The 12,257-nt window shown below is 27.8% G+C and carries 12 protein-coding genes and 1 riboswitch; of the genes, 8 read left to right on the top strand and 4 right to left on the bottom strand.

Annotated elements, in window-relative coordinates:
- The first annotated feature begins 30 nt into the window (after positions 1–30).
- On the top strand, positions 31–1,578 hold the full coding sequence (locus tag HF862_RS06445) for a 4-hydroxyphenylacetate 3-hydroxylase N-terminal domain-containing protein (protein WP_170187097.1): 1,548 nt from the start codon (positions 31–33) through the stop codon (positions 1,576–1,578).
- A 173-nt stretch (positions 1,579–1,751) separates the two neighbouring features.
- On the opposite strand, the gene HF862_RS06440 is transcribed toward HF862_RS06445, so the two are convergent.
- Entirely contained in the window at positions 1,752–2,126 is a 375-nt protein-coding gene (locus HF862_RS06440) for a hypothetical protein (protein ID WP_170187096.1), read from the bottom strand.
- 10 nt (positions 2,127–2,136) lie between these two features.
- Complete coding sequence (locus HF862_RS06435; RefSeq protein ID WP_170187095.1) at positions 2,137–3,330, bottom strand: M20 family metallopeptidase; 1,194 nt, start codon at positions 3,328–3,330, stop codon at positions 2,137–2,139.
- A 159-nt stretch (positions 3,331–3,489) separates the two neighbouring features.
- A riboswitch (Lysine riboswitch) is annotated at positions 3,490–3,663 on the top strand.
- A 110-nt stretch (positions 3,664–3,773) separates the two neighbouring features.
- On the opposite strand from HF862_RS06435, the gene HF862_RS06425 reads away from it, so the two are divergent.
- The 7 genes from HF862_RS06425 to HF862_RS06395 all read left to right on the top strand — a co-directional run bounded on the left by HF862_RS06425 (position 3,774) and on the right by HF862_RS06395 (position 10,930).
- A complete protein-coding gene (locus HF862_RS06425) occupies positions 3,774–4,979 on the top strand; it encodes an aspartate kinase (RefSeq protein WP_170187094.1) in 1,206 nt (401 codons plus the stop codon).
- A gap of 23 nt (positions 4,980–5,002) precedes the next feature.
- Positions 5,003–5,998: an aspartate-semialdehyde dehydrogenase gene (locus HF862_RS06420; RefSeq protein WP_170187093.1), complete on the top strand. Its 996-nt coding sequence runs from the start codon at positions 5,003–5,005 to the stop codon at positions 5,996–5,998.
- Positions 5,999–6,008: 10 nt separating this feature from the next.
- Positions 6,009–6,896 carry a 4-hydroxy-tetrahydrodipicolinate synthase gene (gene dapA / locus HF862_RS06415; RefSeq protein ID WP_170187092.1) on the top strand — a complete coding sequence of 296 codons (888 nt, stop codon included), beginning with the start codon at positions 6,009–6,011 and terminating at the stop codon, positions 6,894–6,896.
- The gene (gene dapB / locus HF862_RS06410) at positions 6,887–7,591 is read left to right on the top strand and encodes a 4-hydroxy-tetrahydrodipicolinate reductase (protein ID WP_170187091.1); all 705 of its coding nucleotides are present in this window, start codon (positions 6,887–6,889) and stop codon (positions 7,589–7,591) included. The genes dapA and dapB overlap by 10 nt, the downstream gene beginning before the upstream one ends.
- 12 nt (positions 7,592–7,603) lie before the next feature.
- Positions 7,604–8,308: a 2,3,4,5-tetrahydropyridine-2,6-dicarboxylate N-acetyltransferase gene (gene dapD / locus HF862_RS06405; RefSeq protein ID WP_170187090.1), complete on the top strand. Its 705-nt coding sequence runs from the start codon at positions 7,604–7,606 to the stop codon at positions 8,306–8,308.
- A 28-nt stretch (positions 8,309–8,336) separates the two neighbouring features.
- Positions 8,337–9,479 (top strand): pyridoxal phosphate-dependent aminotransferase, encoded by a 1,143-nt coding sequence (locus tag HF862_RS06400; protein ID WP_170187089.1) that lies wholly within the window; start codon positions 8,337–8,339, stop codon positions 9,477–9,479.
- 119 nt (positions 9,480–9,598) lie between these two features.
- Entirely contained in the window at positions 9,599–10,930 is a 1,332-nt protein-coding gene (locus HF862_RS06395) for an MATE family efflux transporter (protein WP_170187088.1), read from the top strand.
- Between the two features lie 81 nt (positions 10,931–11,011).
- On the opposite strand, the gene HF862_RS06390 is transcribed toward HF862_RS06395, so the two are convergent.
- Complete coding sequence (locus HF862_RS06390; RefSeq protein WP_170187087.1) at positions 11,012–11,743, bottom strand: fimbria/pilus periplasmic chaperone; 732 nt, start codon at positions 11,741–11,743, stop codon at positions 11,012–11,014.
- Positions 11,744–11,754: 11 nt separating this feature from the next.
- Complete coding sequence (locus HF862_RS06385; RefSeq protein ID WP_170187086.1) at positions 11,755–12,255, bottom strand: hypothetical protein; 501 nt, start codon at positions 12,253–12,255, stop codon at positions 11,755–11,757.
- Positions 12,256–12,257 lie beyond the last annotated feature (2 nt).

Genomic DNA, 12,257 nt, shown 5'->3' with positions numbered 1-12,257 from the left:
TAGTTAATTGGATTAAAAGGAGGTATGATTATGGGACTAATGACAAGAGAAGAATATCAAAATAGTATCAGAGCAAGAAAACCTATGAATGTTTGGTTTTTAGGAAAAAAAATAGAAGACTTGACTACATATCCTGTATTATCTGCTAGCTTTAATGCAATATCTAAAGTATATGAATTACAAAGTAATCCTAATTGGAAAGAATTAATAACAGTTAAATCTCATTTAAATGGAGAAGATGTTAGTATTTACAATGCACCTTTAGGTTCTCCAGAAGATGCTAATAGAAAAACAAGAGCAGCTAGAGCTTTAGCTGAAGTTATAGGATGTTGTACTCATCGTTGTACAGGGTCAGAAGCTTTTGCTGGTTTAGGACCATGTACTTATGATATGGATCAAGATTTAGGAACTAATTATTTTGATAGGTTTATGAAATTTTTAGATTATGTTCAAAAAAATGATTTAACTTGTACAGTTACAGTTACTGATGTAAAAGGATTAAGAACTTTACCACCACATAAACAACCAGATAGAGATTCTTATGTTCACATTGATGAAATAAGAGATGATGGTATTGTAATTAGTGGATACAAATGTAATCAAACAGGTATTTTATTTGCTCATGAAATTATTATAGTACCTACAACAGCTATGCAACCAGAAGATAAAGATTTTGCTTTAGCATGTGCTATACCAGCTGATTCTCCAAATATCACTTTTGTTTTAGGACGTACACCTCAAGATAAAAGATTCTTTGAAGTAGGAGGAGATATAGAAGGTATAGATTTAGGTAAAAAATACGCTGACCATCAAGCAATGGTTTATTTTGATAAAGTATTTGTACCTAATGAAAGAGTATTTATGTGTGGAGAAACTAAGTATGTTGGTCGTCTTCTAAGTTATTTTACAGCTGTTCACCGTCTAACAGCTGGTGGATGTAAAGCTGGTGGATGTTCAGCTCTTTGTGGAGCAGCTAGTTTAATAACAGAAATGGTAGGAGTTCAAAAGGCAGGACATATAAAAACAAAACTTACAGAGATGGCTATGGTAGCAGAAACTGTATATGCTCTATCGATAGCTTCAGGAGTAGAAGGTTTTAAGCATCCAAGTGGTTTCTGGATACCTAATCCATTATTATCTCATACATGTAAATATACTTGTACAAAAATGCCTTTTGATGCTGTTCGTTATGCTAGAGACATTATTGCTGGATTTGGAGAAACAGCTCCTTCAGAATTTGATATGCGTTCACCAGAAATTGGAGAAATTTGTAGGAGAGCTTTTAATCCTGGAAATCCAGAATATGATTCTTTTGATAGATTAAGAGCAGTTCGTTTCATAGAGCATATGGTTAGAGGTTCTAACTGGACAGCAATGGCTCTTCATGGTGGAGGAAACCAAGAAGCTTCTACAGTAATGGCTCGTTCATTTACAGATTGGAAACATCTTCAAAATATAGCTAAAAGTGCTTGTGGAATTACAAAAGATGAAAGTAAAAATGATGAGATTATTGATGATATTGGAAGAAGAAATGGACGTATTTGTACTATAGGAGATTTACCTAGAAGTGAAAAATAATTAAATAGAAAATTAATTTATAAATTTTAATAAAAAATTATTAAATATTATAAAAATTAATAAATGAAAATTTTATAAATTAAGCAATAAAAGGATTGTTATAATAAAATGTTTCTAATTTCTTAGTTATCTAAGAATTTTCAGAGTCATTAAAATATAACAATCCTTTTTTACTAAATTATATTAATAAAAATCCAAATGACAGTATAAATTATAACAAAAATTAAGAAAAATTTTATAGATTTTTTTAAATCCCATTTATTAAATTCTACCAATGAACATTTATTGTAGATTTCTTTGTTATAATAAACTTCAATTTTTTCACCAATATTTTTTTTAGAATATTGAAATAAACCTGATTCTAAGGTTTGAACTTTCTTTTTTTCTTTTTTATTTCCAATTTCAATTATCAGTCTTTTTAGAGGAGTAACTTCAACAATTTTTCCTGTAAGTTTTTCTCCAGCTCTAATTTTGTTTCTCCTTTTCACATTTTGAAAAATAAATATTAATAATATTATAAAAAAGATTATTTCTAAGATTTCCCACATATTTTCACCTTTATTTTAAATTATTTTTTAAATTTTCATAAGCTTTGAAAATATTAGCTATTTGGATTTTAACTCCAATTTTAATAGCATTTTCATCTATCATAAATTTGTCATTATGTAATGGCTCACAAGCTCCAATACTTTCATTTCTAACACCTAAATAAAAGAAAGCTCCAGGAACTCTTTCAAGATAATAAGAAAAATCTTCTGCCCCCATTTCTGAATATTTTTTAGTAATAACATTTTCTTTTCCTAAAACTTCATTTCCAACTTCTTTGACAATATCCACATATTCATCATGATTTATTAAAGCATTATAACTATTTCTAAAATTAACAATAGCTGTAGCTCCATATCCTTTTGCTACAAATTCACTCATTTCTTTAATTCTTTGTTTATTGTATTCTCTGCTTTCAGTAGAAAGAGTTCTTAAAATTCCTGTAACTTCAACTTCTCCAGCTACTATATTTTCTTTTGTTCCTCCCTTAATAGTACCAAAAGTTATAACTACAGAATCTCTAGCATCTGTATTTCTAGAAACAATAGATTGGATAGAACTAATAATTTGAGCTGTAGTAACTATAGCATCAACTCCCTCACTTGGAAAGGCTCCGTGAGTACTTTTTCCTATAACTTTTATTTTTACTCCACAAGAAGAAGCAAACATAGGTCCATATTTAATACCTATACTTCCAACATTTACAAAAGGGTCAACATGAAGTCCAAATATAGCATTTACATTTTCTAAAACTCCCTCTTCTATCATTGGAAGAGCCCCACCAGTAGTTTCTTCTGCTGGTTGAAAAATAAGTCTGATATTACAAGGAATTTCATCTTTTATTTCTGATAAAATTTTGGCTACTCCTAATAAAACTGTGTTATGAACATCATGTCCACAAGCATGCATTTTTCCAACATGCTCAGACTTAAATTCAAAATCATTATTTTCTAATATTGGTAAGGCATCAATGTCTCCTCTTAAAGCAATGGTAATAGTAGAATCTTTTCCAGGAATATCAGCTACAATTCCACTTTTTCCAATATTTGTTTTATAATTTATATTAAGTTCATCTAAAGTTGAAGAAATATATTTTGTAGTTTTTGGTAAATCAAAATCTAACTCAGGGATTTTATGTAAATCTCTTCTAACTTTTATAAACCAATCATTAAATTTATCTATATTATTTAAAATTAAATTATTCATAAAAACCTCCATAAATTAATTAATAAGAATTATAGCAAAAAAAAATCTATAAAACAATAAAAATTATAAAAAATAAATTTATATAATATATAGTTTAAGATATAAAATTTATATTTTATTTTTTATAGAAATTGTTATAAAATGACAACAATAAAATAAGAAACGGATTGAGGAGCAAATGACAAAAGTAATTATGTTGAGTTACCTAACTTTGAGATATAATGAAAGGGGATTTTGCCGAAATCTAAAAATTATAGGGAGGATTTTTAGGTTGGGAATATGGAGAATATCCATATAACTGTCATTGATATTCAATGTTGTGCTTTCTGTTGTGTTATTCATTGTTGTGATACTAAAAATAAATTATATTATCTCAAAATGAAATATAAACCAACAGATAAGTCTGTTGGTTTTTTATTTTAAAATAAAAAAGGAGATAATATATGAGAGTAGTATTAAAATATGGTGGTTCTAGCGTAGCAACTATTGAAAAAATTAAAGCAATAGCTGAATATGTAGTGAACTTAAAGAAAACAAAATATGATGAAATTATAGTTGTTGCTTCAGCAATGGGAAAAACAACAAATGCCCTTATTGCTATGGCAAAAGAAATCTCTGATTCACCAAATCAAAGAGAACTAGATTCACTTTTATCTACAGGAGAACAACAAACAGTTTCTCTATTGTCAATAGCTATAAATTCTTTGGGACAAAAAGCTGTATCATTAACAGGGTATCAAGCTAATGTAAAAACTGTAGGAGTTCATACAAAAAGTAAAATCAAAAATATTGATACAGAAAAAATAGAAGAATATTTAAAAGATAATAATGTTGTTATAGTAGCTGGATTTCAAGGAATAAATGACCACGGAGATATAACTACATTAGGAAGGGGAGGTTCAGATACAAGTGCTGTTGCCTTAGCTGCTTCTCTAAAATGTGAATGTAGAATATATACAGATGTTGAGGGAATTTATAGTGTTGACCCAAGACTTTATAAAAATGCTAAGTTTTTAGATAAAATTTCTTATGAAGAAATGATGGAAATGGCTAATTTAGGAGCTGGAGTTATGGAAACTAGAGCTGTAGAAATTGGAAAAAAATATAATATACCTATTTTTGTTGGAAAAACTTTAAGTGAAACAGGAGGAACTTGGATAATGGATATGAATGACGTATTAGAGGATAAATTAGTAACAGGAATTAGTATAACAAAAGAGATAATAGTAACAACTCTTTCAAATATTAATTATTCTAGTGAAAAAATAGCAAAAATATTTACAATAATTAATGAAGTAGGATTAAATATAAATATGATTTCTCAAAATGTTTCAAATGATAATAAAGCTAAAATATCATTTAGTTGTGTAGAGGGAGAAAAATATTTATTAGACCAAGCTATTGAAAGAATAAAAGTGGAATTACCTTGTATAGAGTTAGGATATAATGATAACTTAGCAATGATTTCAATAGTAGGCGTAGGAATGATAAATAACTCTGGAGTATCTGGTAAATTTTTCTCAGCTTTAAGTAGAGCAGGAATAAATTTTTATCAAGTAACAACATCAGAGATAAGTGTTTCATGTAGTATAGAAAGAAAAGATATAAATAAAGCAGTAGAAGTAGTAGCAGAAGAATTTAATTTATAGAGAATAATTTGAGGAGGATAAATATGAGAGTTGCTATTGTAGGAGCTACAGGATTAGTGGGAAGTACATTTTTAAAAGTTTTAGAGGAAAGAGATTTAGGAATAACAGAGTTATATTTATTTGCTTCAGCAAGAAGTGCTGGTAAAAAAATAACTTTTAGAGGAAAAGAATATACAGTAGAAGAATTAACAGAAAATAGTTTTGATAGAGGGATTGATATAGCTCTATTTTCAGCTGGTGGAGATATAAGTAAAAAATATGCTCCAATAGCAGCTTCAAAAGGATGTTTAGTAGTTGATAACTCTTCAGCTTGGAGAATGGACCCAGAGGTTCCATTAGTTGTACCAGAAGTTAATAAAGAGGCAGCGTTTACAAATCATGGAATTATAGCAAACCCAAACTGTTCAACAATTCAATGTATGGCTCCATTAAAAGCTTTAGCTGAAAAATATGGATTAAAAAGAGTAATATATAATACATATCAAGCTGTATCAGGTACAGGACAAAAAGGTGTAGAGGATTTACAAAATGGATTAAAAGGATTAGCTCCTAAAGTTTATCCACATCAAATTGTAAATAACTGTTTACCTCATATAGATGTATTTATGGATAACGGATATACAAAAGAAGAAATAAAAATGATAAATGAAACAAGAAAAATATTAGAACTTCCTGATTTACCTGTAACAGCTACTTGTGTAAGAGTTCCAGTTATAAATTCTCACTCAGTATCAATTACAGCTGAGCTTAATAGTGAATTTGATATAGAAGAAGTAAAAAAAGTTATTGGAGAATATGAAGGAATTATATTAGTAGATAATCCTAAAAATAATGAATATCCTTTAGCTACAGAAGCTAGTGGACAAGATAAAGTTTTAGTAGGAAGAATAAGAAGAGATTTCAGTACAGAAAATAGTGTAAACTTATGGACTGTAGCAGATAATATAAGAAAAGGGGCAGCTACTAATGCTGTTCAAATAGCAGAATTATTTAGAGATATAAAAAATAAATTAGCTTAAGGAGATAAAAATGTCAATTTTTACTGGTTCAGGTGTAGCCTTAGTAACACCTTTTACAAAAGATAATCAAGTAAATTATAAAAAATTAGAGGAATTATTAGAATTTCATTTAGAAAATAAAACAGATGCTATAGTTGTGGTTGGAACTACAGGAGAAGCTTCAACAATGACAGAAGAAGAGAGATTAGAAGTTATAAAATTTACTGTAGAAAAAATTAATAAAAGAATACCAGTAATAGCTGGAACAGGTTCTAACTGTACAAAAACAGCTGTAGAGTTTAGTAAGAAAGTTGAAGAATTAGGTGTAGATGCTCTATTAGTAGTTACTCCTTATTATAATAAAGGAAATGAAAATGGAATATATGAACACTATAAATCAATAGCCTCAGTTGTAAAATTACCAATAATATTGTATAATGTACCTGGTAGAACTGGTGTAAATTTATCTATAAATCTTTTAAAAAGATTAGCTTGTATTGAAAATATTGTAGCTATAAAAGAGGCTAGTGGAAATATGTCTTATACTACAGAAGTAGCAAGACAAGTTCCAGAGCTTGATATATATTCAGGAAATGATGATTTAACAGTTCCTATTTTATCAGTAGGAGGAAAAGGAGTAATATCTGTATCAGCTAATATTATTCCTGAAATTATTCATAATATGGTAATGAGCTTTTTAAATGGTGATATAAAAGAAGCTTGTAGATTACAATTAGGATATAATGGATTATCTAATGGAATGTTTATAGAGACAAATCCAGTTCCTGTAAAAGAGGCAATGAATTATTTAGGATATGAAGTTGGACAATGTAGATTACCTCTAGGAGAAATGTATCAAGAAAATAAAGAAAAATTATATGAAATAATAGAAAGACATGAGGTAAAAAAATGGAGTTAATTATACATGGAACAGGAGCTATGGGAACAGTAGTTTCAGACTTAGCTTCTCAAGATAAAGAGATAAAAATTACAGGTTTTGCTGATGAACTTACGATAGAAAAAGGAGATGTCATTATAGATTTTTCTCATTTTTCTAGATTAGAAAGTTTATTAAATTATTCAGAAAAAAATAGAATTCCTTTAGTAATAGCTACTACAGGATACTCTGATGAGGTTTTAGAAAAAATAAAGGAAACTTCAAAAAAAATTCCTATTTTAATATCTTCAAATATGTCTTTAGGTGTAAATTTAATGCAAGATATATTAGAAAGAATAGTTCCAATTTTATATGGAAATTATGATATAGAACTTATAGAAAAACATCATAATAAAAAAGTTGACTCACCTAGTGGAACAGCAAAAACTATGTTGGAAGTTATAGAAAAAGGTTGTTCTGAAAAAATGGAAAGAGTTTATGGAAGAGAAGGAATTAAAAAAAGAGAAGAAAATGAAATAGGGGTTCATGTTGTTAGAGGTGGAACAATAGTTGGAGAGCATTCTGTTTTATTTTGTGGAAATGATGAAATAATAGAGATAAAACATACAGCTCTTTCTAAAAAAATATTTGGAATAGGGGCTATTAAAGCTTCAAAATTTCTTGTAGGAAAAGAGCCTGGTCTTTACAGCATGAAAGATATATTTAGTAATTTATAATTAGGAGGACAGATGAACGGAGTAAATACAGTAGAAGAAATAATAGCATTTATAAAAAATTCTACTAAAAAAACACCTGTTAAAGCTTATATAAATGGAGAACTAAATAATTTAGAAACTTCAGCTAAAGTTTTTAAAGGTGATGGTTCTTATATAATTATAGGAGAATCAACAGAAATAGAAAAAATATTAGAAAATAATAAAGAAACTATAAAAGATGTATATATAGAAAATGACAGAAGAAATTCTGGAGTTCCTATGCTTGATATAAGAAATATCAATGCTAGAATAGAGCCAGGAGCAGTAATAAGAGATAAAGTTACAATAGGTGATAATGCAGTTATAATGATGGGAGCAGTTATTAATATAGGAGCTATTATTGGAGATGGAACAATGATAGATATGGGAGCTGTATTAGGAGGAAGAGCTACTGTTGGAAAAAATTGTCATATAGGAGCAGGAGCTGTATTGGCTGGAGTAGTTGAACCACCTTCAGCAACACCTGTTATAGTAGAAGATGGAGTTTTAATAGGAGCTAATGCTGTTGTTATAGAAGGTGTTAGAATTGGAAAAGGAGCTGTTGTTGGAGCAGGGGCTGTAGTAATAGAAGATGTACCAGCAGGAGCTGTAGTAACAGGAAATCCAGCTAAAGTTATAAAAACTGTTGATGAAAAAACATTAGAAAAAACTCAATTAGTTGATGATTTAAGAAAATAAAAAACAAAATGTAGGAGGAGTTTTATTTATGGTAATAAACCAGAATGTAGCAAAACTTAAGTATTCTTTAATCAGATTACTTAATGAAGAATCTAGAAAATATGAAAATTCTATTGATTTAACTATAGGAGAACCAGATATTCTTACAGAAAAAGGAATAGTAGAAGATGCTTGTAATTATGCTTTAACACATAAATTAGGTTATCCACCAACAGGAGGAGGACCAGAAATTAGAAAAACAATTGCAGATTATTACAACAAAAAATGTGGATGTTCATTTGTAGCTGACAATGTAATAGTTAATGTTGGAGCTTCAGAAGCTATATCTTCATGTTTTAGAGCACTTTTAAATGTGGATGATGAAGTAATTGTTTTTGTTCCATTTTATGCAGGATATCTACCAATGATAGAAATGTGTTATGCTAAACCTGTATTTGTTGACATATCTAAAACAGACTTCAAAGTAACACCAGAACTTTTAGAAAAATATATTACAGATAAAACAAAAATAGTTTTATTCTGTAATCCTTGTAACCCAACTGGAAATGTAATGGATTATGAAGAAATAAATAATATTGTTAATTATTTAGCTGATAAAGATATATTTGTAGTAGCTGATGAAATTTATAGTGAACTTTCTTTTGGAGAATTTACATCATTTGCAAGTTTTGATAAAATAAAAGATAAATTAATAATAATAAATGGATTTTCAAAATCTCACTCAATGACAGGATGGAGAATTGGTTATACAATATTACCATTAGAATATAGAAAACCATTTTTAAATACAACATTATTTACTTTAAGTTCACCAATGGCTGTATCAATAGCAGCAGCTCAATCAGCTTTAACAAAATATTCTGATAGGTCACATGTAAGAAAAATTTATAAAGAAAGAGCTGAATTTATGGCAGAGGGACTTTCTAAATTAGGTTTTAAAGTTGTAAAACCTAAAGGGGCTTTCTATATATTTGCTGATTATTCAAATATATCAGATTTAAACTCTTTTGATTTTGCAATGGATGTATTAAAAGAAGTTCAAGTAGCCTTAGTTCCTGGAATATCTTTTGGATTAGAAAAATATTTTAGAATTTCTCTAGTTTCTGAAATTGATAGATTAGGAATAGCTTTAGAAAGATTAAAAACATATGTAGAAAATCATAAAAAATAAATTTAAATATCTTGAATAAAAATAATTTTTTTGATAAAATTATTTGTGGAAAATAAAAAATGAGGATACTCAAAGGAGTAGTCCTTATTTTTTTTGAATAATAAAATTTAGGAGAAAAAATGAGTAAAATAAAAATAAAATCTTTAATATCTTTGACAATTCCTATTTTTTTAGAATTACTTCTTGTAACTATAGTGGGAAATATAGATACTATAATGTTAAAACATTATAGTGATGATGCTGTTGGAGCCGTAGGTGGAATAAGTCAGGTCTTAAATATTCAAAATGTTCTTTTTGGATTTGTAAATTTGGCCACTACTATTTTATGTGCTCAGTATATAGGGGCAAAAAATAAGAAAAAAGTTCATGAAGTAATAACAGTTTCTTTGATAGTAAATTTAATATTAGGCTTATTATTAGGAGGAGTGTATTTTGGATTTTCACAACAAATTTTAGAGAATATAAAATTACCTGTAGAACTTATTGGAATAGGAAAAACTTATTTTAAATTGGTTGGAGGAATGTGCATATTTCAAGCTGTAACTCTTACTTGTGGAGCTGTAATGAAAAGCCATGGAAATCCAAAACAAATGTTGTTTGTAAATATAGGTGTCAATTTATTAAATATTTTTGGTAATGGTATGTTTATTTTTGGTTGGTTTGGAATGCCAATATTAGGGCCAACAGGAGTTGGAATATCAACAGTAGTTTCAAGAGCCCTTGGTTGTATAGTAGGATTTTTAGTAATGAGTCATTATTGTAAATTTAAATTTAGAAAAAAATTCTTAAGACCATTTCCATTCCATGTAATAAAAAATATATTGTCTATAGGAATTCCAACAGCTGGTGAAAATTTAGCTTGGAATGTAGGACAACTTATGATAATGTCAATGATAAATACCATGGGAACAGTTATGATAACTTCTCGTACTTATTTAATGCTCTTAGCTAACTTTATAATGACTTTCTCAATAGCTTTAGGACATGGAACAGCTATTCAAGTGGGACAACTTGTAGGAGCTGGAGAAACTGAGGAAGCTTATAAAAAATGTTTTAGAAGTTTATATATTTCAATAGTATTAGCTTTTTCTGTAACTGTATTGGTATGTGCTATGAGAAATCCAATAATGGAAATATTTACAGATAATCAAGAAATTTTAGAAGCTTCTTTAAAAGTTTTCCCTCTTATGATAATTTTAGAAGTAGGAAGAGTTTTTAATATAGTAATAATAAATTCACTTCATGCAGCAGGAGATATAAAATTTCCAATGTTTATAGGAATAATATTTATTTTTATAGTAGCAGTTCCTTTTTCGTATATTTTTGGTTTAAAATTAGGTTGGGGACTTGTGGGAATTTGGATAGCCAATGCAGCTGATGAATGGTTTAGAGGAATAGCAATGTTAATAAGATGGAAAAGTGGAAAATGGAAAGATAAAAAATTTGTATAAAATAATTGAAGAAGGAAATTGTTACAAATTTTTATACTATAATATAAAAAATGTAACAATTTCCATTCTTTATAAAATTTATTATAATCTTATTTTTTGATTAAAATATGATTTTCCTTTTTGGTCTTTTATAGTGATATTTATTTTATCTCCTTTTTTAGCAGTTGACAAATTTATACTAGTAGAAATTATATTTTCACCATTTCTAGGAGAAATTCCTAATCTTCCCTCTGATTTTATATTTTTTCCATTTATAGAATAATCAAATTTTAAAGAAGTATTTCCTTTTGAAGAACTTTTACCAGATAAAGTTAAAATTCCATTATTAAAATTAGTAGTTATATTTTTAAGATTACCATCTATTACAGGATTTTTACCTTCTCCATAAACAGAAATCATAATTGCAGTTATCATTTTTATTTCACTAGTAATATCATTTGTATTTTTTTTAGTAGTTTTTATTTCAGGAGGAATTTCAGTAAATGTTATGTAACTTTTATATTCCCCATCTTTTGTATTTTCATTAGGAGTAACTCTAAATCTAACTATTTGTTTTCCAGCTGGTTTAATAGATGCAGTTTTAGGAAAAATTTTTATATTAGAATTTAAATTATATTTTTCACCAAAATTTTTGTCACTTTCTAAAGTTATTCCTATTCTTAAAGGTAAATCAGTATTATTAATAATGTACATTTCATAAGTAGATGTTTTTGATAAATCTATTTCAAATTTTGTAGGATAAATTGAAAAATTCAAAGCTAATGAAATTGTTGTTGTAACGATAAATAAAATAAAAAATATAATTTTTTTCATAAATATTCCTCCTAATCATATTGAACTTTTACAGTAAATTTTCCTTCATATTTTCCAGGAATTACATTTCCAGCATCTAAAGTACCACTTACTTTAAAATTTATTTCTCCATTTTCTGGAATAATGATAGAATTACTTTTTAATCTGATATCATTATAATAAATATCAGCATAATAATATAAAGTTTTTGTTAAATCTGTAAAATCAATCTCTCCAGTAGGAGATAAAGCTACTAAAACAGCTCCTTTAGTTGCATCCCATTCTCTATTAGAACTTGTAAAAGTTACTTTTATATTAGCTCCTTCTGTTCCTTTTATATTAATAGTTCCTTCAGTTTCTGGGAGATTTCTATTACTATTTTTTGCTATAACTCCAAAATTCACTGGAGTAGTTTTGATTTCTAATGGGCCAACAACCTCAGCATATACTTCAACATCAGCACTAGCATCTCCTAATCCAAAAGAAAAAACAGATAAAAACATGAAAAATAATGTAATTAAAATTTTTTTCATAG

This window comes from Fusobacterium sp. FSA-380-WT-3A (assembly GCF_012843705.1).
Lineage (GTDB): Bacteria > Fusobacteriota > Fusobacteriia > Fusobacteriales > Fusobacteriaceae > Fusobacterium_B.
Note: the sequence above shows the minus strand (reverse complement) of the source record. Positions and strands in the feature narration are given on the sequence as shown.